This is a genomic window from Neorhizobium sp. SOG26 (assembly GCF_003491345.1).
Lineage (GTDB): Bacteria > Pseudomonadota > Alphaproteobacteria > Rhizobiales > Rhizobiaceae > Neorhizobium > Neorhizobium turbinariae.
On sequence record NZ_CP025512.1, the window covers coordinates 2,256,094 to 2,273,537 of the forward strand.

Genomic DNA, 17,444 nt, shown 5'->3' on the forward strand with positions numbered 1-17,444 from the left:
GACTGTCTCCTCCCAGTCGATTCGCGTCAGGCGAGAATGGTTCGCCAAAGGCAGATGGCGGCCGCGAGGGCCGCCATGTCAGGCTCAGCGCAGCAGGAAGGCGCCGGCGGCATTCAGGATGAGGAAGACCAGCAGGCTGCCGATGATGCCCGCGCCGCCAAAGAAGCCGGCAGCCATGGCAATCAGCAGGATCACCACGACCATGGTGCCCCACTTGGCCCCGGCGAGGAACATGCTGTAGGTCTTTTCATGCTCCTGGTAGTCCATCGGAGCACCCATTTCGACCGGTCCGCTTTGGTGATTGTCCATCGATCCCATCTCCTTGATCAGCCACGACCTGCCGCAGAAGCGCCGATCGCAGAAAAAGCCCTTCGCCGGCAAGAATCTGCGCAAGGCGCAGCGCATTTGGCACTGACTCAGGCCTTACACAATGGCTTGTCAAAGCGCAATGGTGACAAAAAGTCCGCCGCTGCGCCCGACATCCATTAACCGAGATATGCCATCTCGGGCGACTGCGGGCGACCGGCGATGCGCGCGGTCGGAAGGATCGTCAGCGGCGCGGTTTCGAAGTTCGAACGATCGAACAGCATGCGGCGCTCGCAGGCCTCCGACTGGAAGGCCGGGAAGCGCTTCATCATCTTCGAGCGCAGTTCGCGCGTCTTGGACGCGAGCAGCATCAGGTCGAAGTCGTAAGTCGGCACGCGACGCGGCTCCACCAGCGGCTGGGCATAGAAGAAGCGGCGGTAGAAGGCGGCATGCGCCGGGCGGATCGGCTGGAGAACGCGGTCGGCATCGAAGTAGATTGCGGCAACCGGCGTCAAACGCACCGTCAGGTACGGCATGGCCGAGAGCTCACCGGCAAATTCCGGTGCAATGGCAAACCGGGCCGAGTCGATCAGCGTCATGCCCGCATCAAGCATTTCGTTGACCGCTTCGGGGAAGATGAGGATCGACTGGCACACCCGGTGCTCGGGCGTCACGACATGCAGGCGGATCGTGCTCACCAACTGCTCGTCGTAATAGACGCCGAACACATGGGCATTGCGGTCGAAGTCGATCTCGTCGATCAGCTTCGTTGCATTGACCGGCAATACTCCGTGCGTCTTGTAGGCCTTGTAACGCAGGCGCGCGATATCCTCGAAATCTTCCTGAGTTTCGATCCGCCGATATTCAACATGGTCGAGTGTCGAAAGAAGCTTGGCGGAAAAGTTATCGTTAACAAAAGATCTATCAAATGGCATTGGTCATTCCCCGTCTTTAACGAAGAATTAACCCTCACAATCGCGCCGCCGCAAGAAGAAGCGCTAATACTTAATCAGCTTTTAAAAAGCATGGTTAATGAAACATTAACAGCAGCTTACCGGAGGGCAGCTGCTGTTAAGAATTGACAGTTTGATCTAACTTGGGGAAGGCGCCCCAGAGGGCTTTCGAAGCCGGCCGTCAGCCGGCTGCAGCCATCAGCGGACCGGGCATGTCGGTCTTGTTGCGCGACGTCAGGCGCGAGCGCTTGCCGCCACGCAGGGAGCCGTTCAGAAGCTCGTCGATCTCTTCCGGGGCCACCGGCATCGAAAAGACGTAACCCTGCACGAGATCGGCAAAGCCGCGGGCATTGATCAGCGAAAGCTGTTCCTGCGTTTCCACGCCTTCTACAACGATCCGCAGACCGAGATCGCGCGACAGGTTGACGATGCCGCGCAGCAGTTTGCGCTTGCGCTCATCCTCGGCGACGTTGCGGATGAAGGCACGGTCGATCTTGACGATATCAAGCGGCAGCGTGTCGAGGTAGCTGAGGCTGGAGAAGCCGGTGCCGAAGTCGTCGATCGCGACGGTGACGCCGGTCGCCCGGAACTGGTTCAGAATGGCACTGACGGAGACCGGCTCGTCCATGAAGACGCTTTCGGTAACTTCCAGATGCAGGCGCTTCGGGCTCAGACCGTTCCGTTGCAGCACATCGGCAACGAAGGCCAGGATGTCGCTGTTGCGCAAGTCCTGGATCGAAAGGTTGACGGAAACTGCAAGCGGCTCCGGCCAGGCGGCGCAATCGCGGCATGCCTGTTCGATAACGAAACGACTGATGGCGGAGACGATGCCCATGTCCTCGGCCATCGGGATGAAGATGTTCGGACCGACCATGCCGCGCTCGGGGTGGCGCCAGCGCACCAGCGCCTCGCAGCATTCGATGCTCGAACCATCCGGCTTGTACATCGGCTGGTAGACGATATGCAGCCCGCCATGTTCCACCGCATGGCGAAGGTCGGTGCGCAGCTTCTGCTCGGCGATATACTGGGCGTCCATTTCCGGGCGGAAAACGGTCAGCGTGCCGTTGCCGACGCTCTTGGCATGGTTGAGCGCGAGGTCGGCCTTGATCTGGCAGTTCTCCATCGCGAAGTCGCGCGAGGGGAGAATGACGCAACCGCTGTTCAATGACACCGGCAGCCGCAGTTCGTCCACCTGGTAGCCGCCCTGCAGCTCTTCATGAAGCTCGCGCATCTGCTGTTCGAGGTCATGCGCACAATCGTCGCCAAGCATGAGCACGGCAAACTCGTCGCCGACCAGGCGTCCGGCCAGCATGTTCGGCGCTTCGAGCGCCCGCAGCCGTTCGGCGATCATCGACAACAGCCGGTCGCCGACCACGTGGCCACGCACGTCGTTGACATGCTTGAAGCCATCGACGTTGAACACGGCGAAGGCCGCCAGCGCGTCGTCGCGACCCTTGAGGCGCTCCGCGGCGAGTTCTGCAAAGTGGTTGCGGTTCGGCAGGCCGGTCAGCGAGTCGAAGCGCACCATGTGCAGGATCTGCTGTTCGGCTGCCACGCGGGCGCTGACGTCTTCGAACACCAGCACCACGCCGCCATCGGCACGACGGCTTGCGGAAAATTCCAGATGCTGCTCATCGGCCACCTGAAGCAGCGCACGCTGCTGGCTGCCGTCGATCAGCGCGGTGATCCGTGCCAGGTTGGCGCCCGACAAGTTGCGGGGGCTCTTCGGCAGGAGTTCGGCCAGCACGCGGTCCTTCACGTCGGCCGAACGACCGAGGCTCAAAAGGTCCAGCGCCTGACGGTTGATGACTTCGACGCGGCCCTTGGAATCGAGCATGACGACACCATGCGCGACCGTCTTCAGCGCCGTATCGAAGCGGCTGGCGATGATGGTCATCTGCCGCGACGCAACGACGTTCTCGTACAGGAACTCGCGCACGCCGTTCGCCATGGAACGGGTCGTCAGGCCGAACGGGATCAGCAGCAGCGCCATCAGCACGAGATGGATGTTTTCGGTAAACAGGCAGGCGATCAGGATCGGACCGGTGCAGCCGAGCGTCTGGAGGTCGACGGCAATGCGCGAACCATAGTTGCGGCCGACGATCGACATCATCGAGCCGAGCGTCATCGCAATGCAGGTGAAACCGACGAAGGGATTGACCAGAACGATCAGCGCATAACCGCTGGCGGTGCCGAGAAGCAGGGCGGCCAGGAAGGCGCCAACCACATTCTGCAGCTCCCACGAGGCGATCTGCTTGCCGGTGATGGTGGTCTTGTCCGCCTTGTCGAAGCGCTGGAACACGTACATGCGATAGGCGAACACGGCGATGAAGCCCGCCGCAAAGACGAGGTAGAACCGGGCACTGCTATAGTGGAATACAACCAGGCACCACCAGACATGGACAACCACGCCGGTCCAGAGAGTGCCGCGATTTCCAAACAGCGAAGTGACGAAGGACAGATAAACATCTGTCGCCAACGTGTTCGCCTCATTCTCTTTCATAGGGTCCGTTCCCTCGATTACCAGCTCACGATGGGGTAAAACCCTTTAAGAATTGCTTGTTCCCGCCACGTCACGCCGGATGAGACACGCGCTCGCTCGGCATGTGCTGAACAAACCTTGAAGCCAATCTCGGTAATTTAAAGCTTAGTCTTGCCCGAAGCCTGCAATGCTGCGCCAGCAATGGAGCGATTCAATGGCGGGATCTTCATCTTCTGCCCGAACCGGCGCCCTGATTCATCTGGTCTTATGCTTAAGGATCAGTGGACACGTCATTGCGTTGAAGTCGCTAATATCCTAGAGGTCACGCTGGAATTGCACGAGTTGACGTCAGCTCGCTGCAGGGGTGTTTGAAAAGCGATCAGGGGCGTAGGGCAATCGAGCGCCTCGAAGGAAGGGACAAATGGGCGCTCTCATAGCGTTCAGTCGCGTTGTCGACGCCACGACGACTGCGATTGGAAAATCAGTGTCTTGGCTGCTGCTCGCAGCCGTTCTCATCAGTGCCGGCAACGCGGTGCTCCGCAAGGCGCTCGATATGTCGTCGAATGCCTGGCTCGAGGTGCAGTGGTATCTCTTCGGCACCGTATTCATGCTGGCCAGCGCCTATGCCTTGCTGAAGAACGAGCATGTTCGCATCGACATCCTGTCGTCCACCTGGTCGAAAAAGACCCGGGACACGATCGACCTCATCCTCCACATCCTTTTCCTGCTTCCGTTTGCAAGCCTGATGACCTGGCTCGCCTGGCCCTGGTTCTGGCGCTCCTTCTTCTCCGGCGAGGTTTCCTCCAATGCCGGCGGCCTGATCATCTGGCCGGCCAAGCTCGCCGTTCTCCTCGGCTTCGCTCTCCTGCTTCTCCAGGCCATCTCGGAGATCATCAAGCGCTTCGCAGTTCTGACGGGCAAGATGGACGACCCGCGCGAAGACACTGCCGGCGAAATGCCGCCCGCTGCATCCGAGGTCTGAGATGATCGAACTTATTGCGCATAATTTGCCGCTCGTCATGTTCACGAGCGTAATGGGCATGCTGCTGCTCGGTTACCCCGTCGCATTCACCCTTGCGGCAGGCGGCCTGCTCTACTTCGTGATCGGCGTGGAACTCTCCCATATCTCGCCGCAGATCCAGCTGTTCTGGCCGCTCCTGCAGAGCCATCCGGATCGCATCTACGGGATCATGTACAACGACACCCTGCTGTCGATCCCGTTCTTCACCTTCATGGGGATCATCCTCGAGCGGTCCCGCATGGCGGAAGACCTGCTGGACACGATTGGCCAGCTGTTCGGTCCCATCCGCGGCGGTCTTGCCTATGCGGTGATCTTCGTTGGCGCGCTGCTCGGCGCCACGACCGGCGTCGTTGCCGCCTCGGTCATGGCCATGGGCCTCATCTCGCTGCCGATCATGCTGCGTTACGGCTACAACAAGCCGTTCGTTTCCGGCACCATCGCAGCTTCCGGCACGCTGGCGCAGATCGTCCCGCCATCGCTCGTCCTCATCGTCATGGCCGACCAGCTCGGTCGCTCCGTTGGCGACATGTATGTCGGCGCGCTCTACCCTGCTCTGCTGATCATCGGCGCCTACTGCCTTTATGTCTTCGCCATCACCATGGTGAAGCCGGAATGGGCGCCGAGCCTGCCGGTGGAAGCCCGCACGCTCGGTACCGGCGTCACCTCGCTTGCGGTGATGGTCGCAGTCTCGGTCGGGCTCTACTACCTCGGCCTCTACGTCCTCTTCACGGGCGTGCAGAGCCCTGAATGGCGGCTTGTCTCCGCCATGGCCTTTGCGGTTGGCGTCGCCTATCTCGTGGCGATCATCAACGGCAAGCTTGAGAAGAAGCTGATCTCGCGGCTGGCCGAGCAGGTCATCATCGTGCTCATCCCGCCGCTGGCGCTGATCTTCCTGGTTCTCGGAACGATCTTCCTCGGCATCGCAACGCCGACCGAAGGCGGCGCCATGGGCGCCACCGGTGCGCTCATCCTGGCGCTTGCCAAGGGTCGCCTGAACTTCGGCACGGTGAAGAGCGCGCTCGACGCCACGACGCGTCTTTCCGCCTTCGTGATGATCATCCTGATCGGTGCCCGCGTCTTCGGCCTCACCTTCTACGGCATCAACGGCAACGTCTGGATCGAGGAGCTACTGCTCGCTCTGCCGGGCGGCGAGTATGGCTTCCTGATCGTCGTGACGATCATCATCTTCATTCTCGGCTGCTTCCTCGACTTCTTCGAGATTGCCTTCATCATGGTGCCGCTGCTGGCCCCGGTTGCCGAAAAGCTTGGCATCGACCTGATCTGGTTCGGCATCATCCTCGGCATCAACCTGCAGACCTCGTTCCTGACGCCGCCCTTCGGCTTCTCGCTGTTCTTCCTTCGCTCCATCGCGCCTGCGGGCAACTGGGTGGACAAGGTGACGGGCAAGACGATGTCCGGCATCAAGACCACCGAGATCTACAAGGGCGTGTTCCCGTACATCATCATCCAGTTCCTGATCATCATGATCGTGATCGCCTTCCCGGGCTTGGTGATGAATTACAAGAACGATCATCCGGTCAACGCGGATGACGTGGAGATCAACATGCCGGCACTCGGTGGCGGTAATACAAGCTCCGAGCCCTTCGGTCTTCCGCCGCTGAACTTCGGTGGCGCGGCACCGGAAGCCCCGGCACCGGGTGCGCCTGCAGAAGGCCAGCCAGCTCAGCCGGCACAGCCAGCCATGCCGCCGATGCCGAACTTCGGCGAGCCACCCAAGATCAACCCCTGACGGGCTGGCGCTCGCCCGGCATCCGGGCGAGCCATTGGTCGCGAATGCGGGGCATCCCGCCCTCTTCCGCCCAAGGCTTCGGCTGATCAGCGGACAAACAAAAACCCCGGGCCTCGCGACCCGGGGTTTTTCGTATTCGGCTTGGGTATTGCTTAAAGCTTGCCGGCGCGCTGCTGGATCATCATGAAGGTGTCGAAGGTGTATTCCGACAGCTGCATCCACAGATAACCTTCCTTCTTGAAGGCCACCTGGTCTTCGTAGATCTTCTTGAAGTCGGCGTTGGTCTCGGAGATTTCCTTGTAGACCTCGAGCGAGGCCTGGTAGCAGGCTTCCAGGATTTCCTGGCTGAATGGGCGCAGCGTCGTTCCCTGCGAAACGATCTGCTTGATCGCGCCCGGGTTCTTGAGGTCGTACTTCGCCATCATGTTGGTGTTGGCGAAGGCGCAGGCATCCGTCAGCGCCGCCTGATACTGCTTCGGCAGGCTGTTCCACTTGTCGAGGTTGACGAATGCGTGGATCGCAAGGCCGCCTTCCCAGAAGGCCGGGTAGTAGTAATACTTGGCGACCTTGGCGAAACCGAGCTTGTTGTCGTCATATGGACCGATCCACTCGGCCGCGTCGATGGTGCCCTTTTCAAGCGCCGGATAGATGTCGCCGCCGGCAATCTGCTGCGGCACTGCGCCGAGCTTTTCAAGCACGCGGCCGGCAATGCCGGCGATACGCATCTTGACGCCCTTGAAGTCGTCGACCGTGTTGATTTCCTTGCGGAACCAGCCGCCCATCTGGGCACCGGTGTTACCGGCCAGGATGCCGTAGATGTTATGCTTGGCGAAGAACTCGTTCATCAGCGTGTTGCCGTTGCCCTGGTAGAACCAGGCATTGGTCAGGCGCGCGTTGAGGCCGAACGGGATGGCGCTGCCGATACCGAAGGTCGGATCCTTGCCAACAAAGTAATAGGAGCAGGTATGCGCCATCTCGACCGTCGAGTTGGTGACGGCGTCGGCCGCCTGCATGGCTGGGACGATTTCGGCAGCGGCATAAGGCTGGATCGTGAAGTTGCCGTCCGTCGCTTCGGCGACGTGCTTGGCAATATCCTCGGCGCCACCATAGATGGTATCGAGCGACTTCGGGAAGGACGAGGTCAGACGCCAGGTGACTTTCGGATTTGCCTGCGCAATGGCCGGAGCAGCAAGCACCGATGCGGCGGCGGCCCCGGTGCCTGTAACGGCAGCCTTCTTAAAGAATGAACGACGATCCATAAATTAACCTCCCTTGAAGACGAAACCACAGGTCTGCCCTCGAGATCCCGCGGATATGCTTGCGAAGTAACCATGACATCTATTTGCGTGCAAGCGGCACCGCTCACATTCCTTAATGCGTGTGGTCCATTCTTCTTAGACTTTGGTCGGACGACGTCTGCCTGCAAAAACCGCAAATAGTTTCAAGGGGGAACATTGGTTGCCGTGGGATCGGCCACGACTGCCAAGCCCCGCATCATCTTGACTTGGCAAGGTTCGAAGCGCCACATCAATGACCCATCGCTTTTCGACTGCTGGAGACCCACATGCCCATGCCGATCGTCGCTCTTCCTGCCGACATCCGAGAAATCGAAGGAGGCGTGTGGCATGCATCGCCGAACCAGTATGTGAAAGCCGCGCTGAAGGTGGCCGAGGTGATGACCTTCATCATCCCCGCCTTCGAGGAAGGCAATGACATCGATGCCATCCTCGACCGGGTCGATGGCGTGCTGATCTCGGGCTCGGCGACCAATGTCCACCCTTCCCTCTACGGCAGGCAAGCGACGGAAAATGACGGGCCGTTCGACACCGCGCGCGATGCGACTTCGCTACCGCTCATTCGCCGCGCGATCGACCGTGGCATTCCGCTTCTCGCCATCTGCCGTGGCATCCAGGAACTGAACGTGGCGCTGGGCGGCACGCTTGCCAGCGAAATCCAGGACCAGCCCGGCATCTGGGACCACCGCAAGCCGCCGGTCCTTGAGCGCGACGGCATGTATGCCATCCGCCAGCCGGTCTTCGTGCAGGAAGGCTCGTGCATGGCGCAATATCTCGGGCTGACCGGCGAAGTGCAGGTGAACTCGCTGCACCGCCAGGCAATTGCCGAAACTGCGCCGCGACTGAAGGTGGAGGCGACGGCGGCAGACGGGACGATCGAGGCAGTCTCGGTGATCGACGCCAAGAACTTCGCCGTCGGCGTGCAGTGGCATCCGGAATATTGGGCGGAAACCGACGCGCCTTCGCGCGCCCTCTTCCAGGCCTTCGGCGACGCGGTTCGCGCCTATGCCGCCGGCAACACCGTCAAAAGCGTTGCCGCCTGATCCAGACGGATCAGGCTCTCGGGCGGTAGGGACCGGTCGACTGGCGGATGCGCATTTCCGGCTTGATCAGGTGGATGCCGTCCGGCTCATGACTGCCGGCCAACCGGTCCAGCAAGGCGCGCGCCGCAAGCCGCCCTACTTCCGCCTGCCCGTTCGAGACGGTGGTGAGCGATGGCGTCGCGATCGACGCCTGCTCCAGGTCGTCGTAGCCCGTCACCGAGATATCCTGCCCGACAACAAGCCCGGCGCGGCCGATACCGTTCATCAGCCCGATGGCGACGAGGTCGTTCCAGCAGACGGCGGCCGTCGGCTTTTGCGGCAGCGACAGGAAATGCACCGCCGCCTCGAACCCGCCCTGCATGGTGCGTGGCCCGGGAATGCGCAGGTCCGGATCGACCTCGATATTGGCCTTGCGCAGGGCGTTGACGTAACCCTGGTAACGGTCGCGGCCGGTCGAGGTCTGGTCGGTGCCGCCGATCATGGCGATCGTCCGGTGCCCGAGCCCGATCAGGTGGTTGGTGGCAAGCGAAATGCCGTAACTGTCATCGCCACGATAGGTCGGCATGTCGACACCGTCAATCGATCGCGCGATGAGCACGGCCGGCATGCCATTGTCTTCGGTGAGCCGCATGTCCTCAACCGGCGTGCCGATCGCCGGCGACATGATGACGCCGTCCCCGCCAAGCTGCAGCAGCGTTTCGATGAACATCCGCTGCTTTTCGACCGAATCGTAGTGGTTCGAGAGGATAAAGGTGTGGCGGCTGCGATCGAGCTCGGTTTCGATCGCCTTGAGGATTTCGCCATAGAACGGGTTCATGATGTCATGCACCACGACCCCGATGATGCCGGAGCGCGAGGTCCGGAGGCTGGCAGCGCGGCGATTGTAGATATAGCCCAGCGCCCGCGCCTGTTCCTTGATCTTTTCGCGCGTATCGACCGCCACGAGAGGGCTGTCGCGCAATGCCAGGGAAATGGTCGCAGTGGAAAGGCCGAGGCTTTCGGCAATCGTCGACAGTTTGACCTTTTGCGCCATGTCCCCACCCGCAGCGGCAGGCGCCGGAGATCCGGCGCCGAATTAAATTTTAAATAAACAATTTAATTCGGCCCGACAATATGGTGCTTCAGGTTTCAACTGTCATCATTACCAAGCGCGGGCTGGACGTTGTTCTCGATTGCCTTCAACAGCTTGAGGAGCGTGCGCACCTCCTTGTCGGTGAGGCCCCTGGCGGCGAGCGCGCCGCAATCGGCAACCGAGCGACCGATCTGGTCCACCGTCTTCAGCCCCGTCTCGGTCAGGTGCACCTTGGTCAGCCGGCCATCGGTGCCGTCGGCGCGCCGTTCAAGAAACCCTTGCGCTTCCATGCGACCGATCGTGCGCGTCATGGTCGGTGCCTTGACGCCAAGCCGCGCGGCCAACTGACCCGGCGTCAGCCCATCCTCTTCGGCGAGCGTCAGGATCACGCCATCCTGGCCGGCATAAAGCCCTGTTTCGCCAAGGCTGCGGCTGAGCAGGGTGCGCATCGAACGGGCGGCTTGAGTGATGGCCGGCGCAAGATCGGCAACCGAACTCGCCTCCGCGGCCTTCTTCTTGCCGGACTTGCCCTTCTTGTCGCCCTTCTTCTTGCTCATTGCCAACCGCCTGCTTTGCCCTCAAGAAGAAACTGAACTACCTGTGTCGCGACATCCATAACCAAACCGGGAAACCATCGCCAGATGCCAGGCCCAAAGCGACGTTATCACGACAACGATACGAAGATTGCATCCACAGAAAGGCAGGACTGGATCGCCGTCCTGCCGCTTGGCGCGCATGAACAGCACGGACCGCATCTTCCCTTCGAAACAGATACGCTGATTGCCGAAGGGCTGGTGAACCGGCTGATCGCCGCGCTTCCCGACGATCTGCCTGTCACCTTCCTGCCCGTGGAGCCGGTGGGTTATTCGATCGAACACATGGACGTTGCCGGCACCAGGACGCTCGCTTTTGACGAAGCGGTGAACCGCTGGCTCGGCATTGCCGCCGATCTGTACGCCCAAGGCATCCGCAAGCTCGTGCTATTGAATGCCCATGGCGGCAATTCCCCGCTCATGACAATCGTCGCGACGGAAGCGCGGGTACGGTTCAACATGCTCGTCGTGGCGACCAGCTGGACGCGCTTCGCCCAGCCACCGGGCTGGATTACGCCGGAGAAGAAGGCCGTCGACATCCACGGCGGCGACATCGAGACCTCCGTGATGCTGGCGCTGTGGCCGGACCGCGTCGACATGACGAAGACCCAGAATTTCGGCTCGCGACAGTCCGAATTCGCACGAGGCTTCAAACACCTGCGCGCCTATGGGCCGCATGCCTTCGGCTGGAAAATGTCGGACCTCAACGACGAAGGCGTGGCGGGGGATGCCTCCGCCGCCACCGCCGAACGCGGGGAACAGTTGGTTGCCCATGCGGTGCAGGGGATCATTGAACTCCTGGAAGACGTGGCCGGGTTCGACGTGACATGCTTGCGTTGAGCCCGCTTGTAAGCCCTCGTCGCGTGCCGCATATTATGTGTGGATGAAACGCCCGAAGGAGGCGCCCATGCGCATTTCCATTGCGGAAGCGGAAGGCCAGTTGACGGAACTGGTAAAGCTCGCCACCCAAGGCGAGGAGGTCGTCCTGACGCAGGACGGCGGGGCATCGGTACGGCTGGAGCCGATCTCTCGCTCCCCGCTGCCTACGGAAGAACGCTTGAAGCTCTTTGAAAAGATCCGACAAAGTGCCAAGGACGATCCACCGGATTTTGGTACGGACGCGGCAAGGAGCCAGGATTTTCTTTACGACGAGTTTGGCTTGCCTAAATGATCGTCGTCGACACGTCCGCTCTCATCGCAATCATCAAAGATGAAGAGATGGGTTGGGCGTGTTCCAACATCATGGCGCGAGAGCCGCGCATCATCATGTCTGCAGGCACGCTTGTTGAGGCGAGGATCGTCGCTCTCGGTGCACGTCGCCTCTCAACTCTAGACGAGATCATCGCGGGCTCGATAGCGGAAGTCATACCAGTGACGGACGAACGGGCGCGTTTCGTGTCGGACGTTTATTGGCGATGGGGCAAGGGCTTTCACCGTGCCGGCCTCAACTTCGGTGATTGCTTCGCCTATGCGACCGCCAAGGAGTTCGACTGCCCGCTGCTTTACATCGGCAATGACTTTGCACAAACCGACGTCCGCTCCGCCCTTCCTCCCTCCTCCAGCTGACGTGATTATATAACATCGAAACCCTTTGAACTCCTCCGGGCTTAGCCTTATATGAGGCCAACCAGTCCGCAATGCCGGACGAACTCCCAAAGAATTCGAGGTTTCCCATGGCCGAAAACACATCCGAAGCAGCCGCTCCGAAGCCCGTACCCGTGACCGTGCTGACCGGCTATCTCGGCGCCGGCAAGACGACGCTCCTGAACCGCATCCTGTCGGAAAGCCACGGCAAGAAATATGCCGTCATCGTCAACGAATTCGGCGAGATCGGCATCGACAACGACCTGATCGTCGAGTCGGATGAAGAAATCTACGAGATGAATAACGGCTGCGTCTGCTGCACCGTTCGCGGCGACCTGATCCGCGTCGTGGAAGGCCTGATGCGCCGCCCGGGCCGCTTTGACGGCATCATCGTCGAGACCACCGGCCTGGCTGATCCGGTGCCGGTTGCGCAGACCTTCTTCATGGACGACGACGTGCGCGCCAAGACGGAACTGGACGCCGTGGTGGCGCTGGTCGATGCCAAGCACCTGCCGCTGCGCCTGAAGGACAGCCGCGAGGCCGAAGACCAGATCGCTTTTGCCGATGTCGTCGTGATCAACAAGACTGACCTCGTTTCGCCGGAAGAACTGGCGGTGGTCGAGGATGTCGTGCGCGCCATCAACCCGACCGCGCGCGTCTACAAGACGAGCCGTTCGGGCGTCGATCTCGCCCGCGTGCTGGACCAGGGCGCTTTCAACCTGGAGCGTGCGCTGGAAAACGATCCGCACTTCCTGGACCACGACCACGAGGACCATGTCTGCGGCCCCGACTGCGATCATGACCACGGGCACCACCATCATCACCACGACCACGATCATGACCACCATCATCATGACCATCACCACCACCACGAGCATGGCGCCATGTCGCCGATCCATGACGTGACGGTGAAGTCGATTTCGCTGCGTGGCGGCGAGATGAACCCGGAACGCTTCTTCCCCTGGATCCAGAAGATCACCCAGACGGAAGGACCGAACATCCTGCGCCTGAAGGGCATCATCGCCTTCAAGGGCGACGAGGAACGGTACGTGGTACAGGGCGTGCACATGATCGTTGAAGGCGATCACCAGCGTCCGTGGAAGGACGGCGAGAAGCGCGAAAGCCGCCTCGTCTTCATCGGACGCGAGCTTGACTTCGACAAGATCGAGAAGAGCTTCCTCGCCTGTCAGGCTGCCGTAACGACCGCCGCCTGATGCCGACAGTTGCACCGTTTGATATCGAAGGCCATGTCGTCGCGGCTCATTTCCTCGGCGACAAGCCCTTCTTCGCCAATGCGTCGGGCACGATCCACCGGCTGGATAGCGGCGAAAAGGTAACAGAGGCCCACGAGGGGCTGCTCACCTGCATCCGTGATCCGCATAGCCCGTCGCTCATCAGCGGCGGCGAGGACGGCAAGGTGGTGCGGATTGCCGCGGACGGCACGGCGACGGTGCTCGCCGAAGCGCCGCGCAAGTGGATTTCCGTGGTGGCTGGCGGTCCGCAGGGCGCCGTTGCTTATGCGCATGGCAAGTCGAGCTTCGTTCGCCAGAACGACGGCACCATCAAGGAGTTCAAGGAAGAGCGCAGCGTCGAAGGGCTGGCCTTCGCCACCAAGGGGCTGCGCATTGCCGCCGCCCGCTACAATGGCGTGACGCTGCATTGGGTCGCGACCGCAGGCGCACCGGTCGATCTCGAATGGAAGGGCGCCCATACCGGCGTCACCTTCTCGCCCGACGGACGCTTCCTGGTCACCACCATGCAGGAAAACGCCCTGCACGGCTGGAAGCTCGACGGCAAGCCCGGCGAAAATCGTCACATGCGGATGACCGGTTACCCGGCCAAGGTAAAGTCGCTGTCGTGGTCGCCGAAGGGCAAGTGGCTTGCCTCCTCCGGTGCGCCGGCGGCGATCGTCTGGCCCTTCTCGTCGAAGGACGGCCCGATGGGCAAGGCGCCGCTCGAACTCGGCACCCGCGCCAATATCCTGGTCACGCAGGTTGCCTTCCACCCGGCCGAAGAGGTTCTTGCGATCGGTTTTGTCGATGGGATGATCCTTGGCGTTCGCATCGCCGACCAGAAGGAGGCGCTGCTGCGCCGCCCCGGCAAGGGCGCGATCACCGGCATGAGCTGGAGCGCCAATGGCAGGCTTCTGGCCTTCTCATCCGAAGCTGGCGATTGCGGCGTGGTCGACATTTCGGCTTAAGAAAACCGAGCAGCACGGATAACCGCAGCGGAGATAACTCCGCCGCGGCCGGATCCATGTGACATGGGCAGGCAGCTGGTAGGCTAGAGGTAGTATGTCAGGCTTGCCGCCTGCCCGACTGCTTTTGCATTTTCCGAGAGGCTGGTTCCGGAGGGTCCAAATTACGAAACCGGTTCCTTTCGGTGGTCGGCGCCCTGACGGCGCCTTCCTGCATCCACAGCCATCATCGGACGACGGGTATTTCCTCGAGAGGAAAAAGCCGGTTCGCGACCCGACTTCCTGTCCGATGACGAGACCAGAATAAGCGCGGGCCGGACCCCGTGGAAAAACAGCCGCTGTTTTCGAGCTATGCCGTTGAAATTACTCGGGCAGCACCCCGCAATTTTCCACGTCTGATCAAGCCTGGCGCACCGCGTCGATGATCTCGGCAAGCAGGTCGTGCAGGTCGTCGCGATACCCGCTCCGCGCCGATGGTCCGCTGTCGCTGGATGTCATGACGACGGTGAGCGCCAGCGACGGCACGACATAGACCATCTGGCCGCCGTAACCCCAGCCGAACTTCACGTCTTCGCCGCCGATCGAACGCAGGAACCAGCCATAGCCATATCCATCACCGGAGAAGCGGGAGTTGGTGCGCGGCGTCCAGCTTTGTTCGATCCAGCTCTGCGACACGACCTGCTTGCCGTTCGGGGCCTTGCCGCCGTTGCGGTAGAGTTCGCCGAAGGCGAGAAGCGAGCGCGCCGTCATCGCCATCTGGTTGCCGCCGAGATAGATGCCTTGCGGGTCGCGCTCCCAGGAGCCGATGCGAAACTCCTCCAAGGGTGCCAGCCATTCGCGCGCCAGTGTCAGCGTTGTCTTGCGGCTGACCCGGGTGAGGATGGCCGACAGGAGATGCGTGGAGGCCGTGGAATACAGCATCGCACCGCCCGGCTCGCCATCGAAGGGTTCAGAGAACGCAAACCGCACCCAGTTGCGGCTCGAGACCCAGCGGCCGTAGTTCGGGCCCGACATGCGCGCCAGCCCCGCCTGCATGGACAGAAGGTTGCCGATGGTGATCTCGTGGATGCGCGGATCCGGGTTGCGCGGCAGCTCGGATTGGAGGATCGGCGCGATCTTCTGCTCTGTGCCCTCCAGGAGCTTGCGGTCGATGGCAATGCCGACGAGGCAGGAGATGATCGCCTTGGAGGCGGACTTGATGTTGGTCGAGGCATCGAGCGAATGGCCGTTAAAGGCGCGCTGTGCCACGATCCGCCCTTCCCGCGATACCATCACCACCTTGAGCGGCTCGAGTTCGCCCGCACCGGCGAGCACCGCATCGACCGACGTCGGAGGTTGTGGCACCGGCAGTTGCCTTGTGTCTTGGGCAAGGCCGGGACGCGTGGCAAGCAGCGCCGGCAGGGCAAGGAGGGCGTGGCGTCGGGTCAACATGCGCGGCAGATAGGGTGATGTGGGCTGCTCTTGTACCATCATCGGCCGGGTTCACGCCATGGTGACGCACCGTGAGCACTTGCCCTGGCAAAGCAGGTGGCGGAATAACTCTTGCCGGAATCGCCAAACAGGGCGATGAAGGGCATCGGTTGCCAGCCTTCCGGGCAAGCAGCCGGCATCGGTTCAATGATCGGACACTCAATGGCCAAGGCACCCAAGACCGAACATTCCGAACTTGCGGGCGAGTTCACGCAGGATGACATCACCGTTCTCGTCGATATCTATCGCGAGGCGGGGACGAATGGCGACTGGACCCTCGAAGTCATCACTCCGGATGAGGATGTGACCTCCTGGGAGGAACCCTTCGCCACGGATCGCGAGGCCTTCGACGAGTTCCTGGCGACCGTGGAGCGCGACGGCATCCGCTCCTTCTTCGGCGAACCGGACCCGGAGCCGATGGTGCACTGATGAAGAAGGTCGAAGACCTGATTACGTCCGCCCGGACGATGCATGACCGTTATGCCGCCGGACGCATGGAACGCGATATTGTTCGCAAATGGGTGCTGGGGCTCGGCAGTTATCCGGAGCCGCATGGAAAGCGCGTCCAGGAGGCGGCATCATGGTTCAAGCCGCTGCGCGACGATGCCGATCCGGTGGAACTGAAGGCGGCGGACCTGGCAAAGCTGCAGGCAATCTACCAGCCGTAAGGCAGGCGCCCTGCCCTATAGCTCGGCTTCTGCGAACACCTTTGCGATCCAATCGATGAACACCCGCACGCGCGGCGAAAGCTGGCGGTTCTGCGGGTAAAGTGCCGAAAGCGGCGTGGGCGATGGCGGAAAATCTGCCAGCACCTCCACGAGGCGGCCCGCCTCCAAGTCGTCACGGAAGCGGTAGCGCGGCGCCTGCATCAGGCCGTAACCCTGGCGCGCCAGATCCACCATCGTATCGGAGTTGTTGACGGTGAGCCGGCACGGCAAGGTGACGTGCAGCAACTCGCCGTCCACGGTGAATTCGAGCGGCATGATCTGCCCGGTGCGCGACGAGATGAAGCCGACCGCCTGGTGGCCTTCAAGCTCGGCCGGCGAGCGCGGGAGGCCGTGCTTTTCGATATAGGCGGGGCTGGCGCAGGTGATTTCGGTGAGCTGGCCGAGCCGGCGCATGATAAGCCCGGTGTCGTCCAATTCCCCGGCGCGGATGGCGCAATCGACCCCCTCGCGCACGAGATCGACAAGCCGGTCACCCTGGCCGATCTGCAGGTCGATGAGCGGATAACGATCGAGGAACTCGTGCAGCCGCGGCACAAGCAGCGTGCGGGTGAGATGCGGATGGGCGTCGACCCTGAGGAGCCCGCGCGGCTGCGCATCGCGGAAGATGTTCTCCGCCTCGTCCACATCGGCGAGGATCGACAGGCAACGCTCGTAGAAACCGCGACCGTCGAGCGTCGGCGTCACATGCCGCGTCGTCCGCTCCAGGAGGCGCACGCCGATATCGTCTTCAAGCTGCTTGATGGCGGCGGTGACGGTGGAACGCGCCAGCCCCAGGTCGGCCGCGGCGGCAGCAAAGCTTCCGCGCTCGACGATCCGCGTAAAGAGCTGCATTCGGCCGAGACGATCCATCTCCGTTGTTCACCACAGCCGAATTTTGATGTCAAGTTGGCGTCAATTGTTCTGTCTGCGCTTCAGCCATATCTCCTGGTCACCACAACAACAGGAGAAAT

At 61.6% G+C, this 17,444-nt stretch carries 18 protein-coding genes; 10 read left to right on the forward strand and 8 right to left on the reverse strand.

Translation table 11 applies throughout. The features are described from left to right. Positions 1 to 84: 84 nt before the first annotated feature. From CYG48_RS11230 to CYG48_RS11240, 3 genes are all read right to left on the reverse strand, one after another. Positions 85 to 309: an aa3-type cytochrome c oxidase subunit IV gene (locus CYG48_RS11230; protein WP_118850462.1), complete on the reverse strand. Its 225-nt coding sequence runs from the start codon at positions 307 to 309 to the stop codon at positions 85 to 87. 176 nt (positions 310 to 485) lie between these two features. Further along, a complete protein-coding gene (locus CYG48_RS11235) occupies positions 486 to 1,241 on the reverse strand; it encodes an N-acyl amino acid synthase FeeM domain-containing protein (protein ID WP_118850463.1) in 756 nt (251 codons plus the stop codon). A gap of 199 nt (positions 1,242 to 1,440) precedes the next feature. After that, positions 1,441 to 3,762, reverse strand: a complete 2,322-nt coding sequence (locus CYG48_RS11240) for a putative bifunctional diguanylate cyclase/phosphodiesterase (protein ID WP_118850464.1) — start codon at positions 3,760 to 3,762, stop codon at positions 1,441 to 1,443. A 400-nt stretch (positions 3,763 to 4,162) separates the two neighbouring features. Between CYG48_RS11240 and CYG48_RS11245 the strand changes: the two genes are divergently transcribed. Further along, positions 4,163 to 4,723: a TRAP transporter small permease subunit gene (locus CYG48_RS11245; RefSeq protein ID WP_118850465.1), complete on the forward strand. Its 561-nt coding sequence runs from the start codon at positions 4,163 to 4,165 to the stop codon at positions 4,721 to 4,723. A gap of 1 nt (position 4,724) precedes the next feature. Continuing rightward, positions 4,725 to 6,512 (forward strand): TRAP transporter large permease, encoded by a 1,788-nt coding sequence (locus CYG48_RS11250; RefSeq protein WP_118850466.1) that lies wholly within the window; start codon positions 4,725 to 4,727, stop codon positions 6,510 to 6,512. Positions 6,513 to 6,664: 152 nt separating this feature from the next. Here the strand turns inward: CYG48_RS11250 and CYG48_RS11255 are convergent, their stop codons facing one another. Further along, positions 6,665 to 7,771, reverse strand: coding sequence for a TRAP transporter substrate-binding protein (locus CYG48_RS11255; protein WP_118850467.1), 1,107 nt, complete (start codon positions 7,769 to 7,771; stop codon positions 6,665 to 6,667). Between the two features lie 305 nt (positions 7,772 to 8,076). Between CYG48_RS11255 and CYG48_RS11260 the strand changes: the two genes are divergently transcribed. Beyond that, entirely contained in the window at positions 8,077 to 8,850 is a 774-nt protein-coding gene (locus tag CYG48_RS11260) for a gamma-glutamyl-gamma-aminobutyrate hydrolase family protein (protein WP_118850468.1), read from the forward strand. Positions 8,851 to 8,860: 10 nt separating this feature from the next. On the opposite strand, the gene CYG48_RS11265 is transcribed toward CYG48_RS11260, so the two are convergent. Together CYG48_RS11265 and CYG48_RS11270 are read right to left on the reverse strand one after the other, a co-directional pair. Further along, on the reverse strand, positions 8,861 to 9,883 hold the full coding sequence (locus CYG48_RS11265; protein ID WP_118850469.1) for a LacI family DNA-binding transcriptional regulator: 1,023 nt from the start codon (positions 9,881 to 9,883) through the stop codon (positions 8,861 to 8,863). Positions 9,884 to 9,978: 95 nt separating this feature from the next. After that, a complete protein-coding gene (locus tag CYG48_RS11270) occupies positions 9,979 to 10,479 on the reverse strand; it encodes a MarR family winged helix-turn-helix transcriptional regulator (protein ID WP_118850470.1) in 501 nt (166 codons plus the stop codon). An 84-nt stretch (positions 10,480 to 10,563) separates the two neighbouring features. Between CYG48_RS11270 and CYG48_RS11275 the strand changes: the two genes are divergently transcribed. The 5 genes from CYG48_RS11275 to CYG48_RS11295 all read left to right on the forward strand — a co-directional run bounded on the left by CYG48_RS11275 (position 10,564) and on the right by CYG48_RS11295 (position 14,299). After that, positions 10,564 to 11,355, forward strand: a complete 792-nt coding sequence (locus CYG48_RS11275; RefSeq protein WP_118850471.1) for a creatininase family protein — start codon at positions 10,564 to 10,566, stop codon at positions 11,353 to 11,355. A gap of 67 nt (positions 11,356 to 11,422) precedes the next feature. Further along, positions 11,423 to 11,686, forward strand: coding sequence for a type II toxin-antitoxin system Phd/YefM family antitoxin (locus tag CYG48_RS11280; protein WP_118850472.1), 264 nt, complete (start codon positions 11,423 to 11,425; stop codon positions 11,684 to 11,686). Next, entirely contained in the window at positions 11,683 to 12,081 is a 399-nt protein-coding gene (locus CYG48_RS11285; RefSeq protein WP_118850473.1) for a type II toxin-antitoxin system VapC family toxin, read from the forward strand. Before CYG48_RS11280 ends, CYG48_RS11285 begins: the two co-directional genes overlap by 4 nt. A gap of 107 nt (positions 12,082 to 12,188) precedes the next feature. Further along, positions 12,189 to 13,313 carry a CobW family GTP-binding protein gene (locus tag CYG48_RS11290; protein WP_118850474.1) on the forward strand — a complete coding sequence of 375 codons (1,125 nt, stop codon included), beginning with the start codon at positions 12,189 to 12,191 and terminating at the stop codon, positions 13,311 to 13,313. Further along, positions 13,313 to 14,299, forward strand: coding sequence for a WD40 repeat domain-containing protein (locus tag CYG48_RS11295; protein WP_118850475.1), 987 nt, complete (start codon positions 13,313 to 13,315; stop codon positions 14,297 to 14,299). Before CYG48_RS11290 ends, CYG48_RS11295 begins: the two co-directional genes overlap by 1 nt. A gap of 396 nt (positions 14,300 to 14,695) precedes the next feature. Here the strand turns inward: CYG48_RS11295 and CYG48_RS11300 are convergent, their stop codons facing one another. Then, the gene (locus CYG48_RS11300; RefSeq protein WP_445304336.1) at positions 14,696 to 15,766 is read right to left on the reverse strand and encodes a serine hydrolase domain-containing protein; all 1,071 of its coding nucleotides are present in this window, start codon (positions 15,764 to 15,766) and stop codon (positions 14,696 to 14,698) included. Between the two features lie 162 nt (positions 15,767 to 15,928). Between CYG48_RS11300 and CYG48_RS11305 the strand changes: the two genes are divergently transcribed. Beyond that, positions 15,929 to 16,195, forward strand: coding sequence for a hypothetical protein (locus CYG48_RS11305; protein WP_118851614.1), 267 nt, complete (start codon positions 15,929 to 15,931; stop codon positions 16,193 to 16,195). Continuing rightward, positions 16,195 to 16,434 (forward strand): hypothetical protein, encoded by a 240-nt coding sequence (locus CYG48_RS11310; RefSeq protein ID WP_118850477.1) that lies wholly within the window; start codon positions 16,195 to 16,197, stop codon positions 16,432 to 16,434. Before CYG48_RS11305 ends, CYG48_RS11310 begins: the two co-directional genes overlap by 1 nt. Before the next feature lie 15 nt (positions 16,435 to 16,449). On the opposite strand, the gene CYG48_RS11315 is transcribed toward CYG48_RS11310, so the two are convergent. Next, entirely contained in the window at positions 16,450 to 17,343 is an 894-nt protein-coding gene (locus CYG48_RS11315; RefSeq protein WP_118850478.1) for a LysR family transcriptional regulator, read from the reverse strand. Positions 17,344 to 17,444 lie beyond the last annotated feature (101 nt).

What these genes read in the sequence shown, in the direction of transcription:
- CYG48_RS11235 (WP_118850463.1), bottom strand. Translation starts at nt 1,241, where the DNA reads ATGCCATTTGATAGATCTTTTGTTAACGATAACTTTTCCGCCAAGCTT.
- CYG48_RS11250 (WP_118850466.1), top strand. Translation starts at nt 4,725, where the DNA reads ATGATCGAACTTATTGCGCATAATTTGCCGCTCGTCATGTTCACGAGC.
- CYG48_RS11230 (WP_118850462.1), bottom strand. Translation starts at nt 309, where the DNA reads ATGGACAATCACCAAAGCGGACCGGTCGAAATGGGTGCTCCGATGGAC.
- CYG48_RS11315 (WP_118850478.1), bottom strand. Translation starts at nt 17,343, where the DNA reads ATGGATCGTCTCGGCCGAATGCAGCTCTTTACGCGGATCGTCGAGCGC.
- CYG48_RS11285 (WP_118850473.1), top strand. Translation starts at nt 11,683, where the DNA reads ATGATCGTCGTCGACACGTCCGCTCTCATCGCAATCATCAAAGATGAA.
- CYG48_RS11270 (WP_118850470.1), bottom strand. Translation starts at nt 10,479, where the DNA reads ATGAGCAAGAAGAAGGGCGACAAGAAGGGCAAGTCCGGCAAGAAGAAG.
- CYG48_RS11260 (WP_118850468.1), top strand. Translation starts at nt 8,077, where the DNA reads ATGCCCATGCCGATCGTCGCTCTTCCTGCCGACATCCGAGAAATCGAA.
- CYG48_RS11290 (WP_118850474.1), top strand. Translation starts at nt 12,189, where the DNA reads ATGGCCGAAAACACATCCGAAGCAGCCGCTCCGAAGCCCGTACCCGTG.
- CYG48_RS11305 (WP_118851614.1), top strand. Translation starts at nt 15,929, where the DNA reads ATGGCCAAGGCACCCAAGACCGAACATTCCGAACTTGCGGGCGAGTTC.
- CYG48_RS11245 (WP_118850465.1), top strand. Translation starts at nt 4,163, where the DNA reads ATGGGCGCTCTCATAGCGTTCAGTCGCGTTGTCGACGCCACGACGACT.
- CYG48_RS11265 (WP_118850469.1), bottom strand. Translation starts at nt 9,883, where the DNA reads ATGGCGCAAAAGGTCAAACTGTCGACGATTGCCGAAAGCCTCGGCCTT.
- CYG48_RS11255 (WP_118850467.1), bottom strand. Translation starts at nt 7,771, where the DNA reads ATGGATCGTCGTTCATTCTTTAAGAAGGCTGCCGTTACAGGCACCGGG.
- CYG48_RS11310 (WP_118850477.1), top strand. Translation starts at nt 16,195, where the DNA reads ATGAAGAAGGTCGAAGACCTGATTACGTCCGCCCGGACGATGCATGAC.
- CYG48_RS11275 (WP_118850471.1), top strand. Translation starts at nt 10,564, where the DNA reads ATGCCAGGCCCAAAGCGACGTTATCACGACAACGATACGAAGATTGCA.
- CYG48_RS11300 (WP_445304336.1), bottom strand. Translation starts at nt 15,766, where the DNA reads ATGGTACAAGAGCAGCCCACATCACCCTATCTGCCGCGCATGTTGACC.
- CYG48_RS11280 (WP_118850472.1), top strand. Translation starts at nt 11,423, where the DNA reads ATGCGCATTTCCATTGCGGAAGCGGAAGGCCAGTTGACGGAACTGGTA.
- CYG48_RS11240 (WP_118850464.1), bottom strand. Translation starts at nt 3,762, where the DNA reads ATGAAAGAGAATGAGGCGAACACGTTGGCGACAGATGTTTATCTGTCC.
- CYG48_RS11295 (WP_118850475.1), top strand. Translation starts at nt 13,313, where the DNA reads ATGCCGACAGTTGCACCGTTTGATATCGAAGGCCATGTCGTCGCGGCT.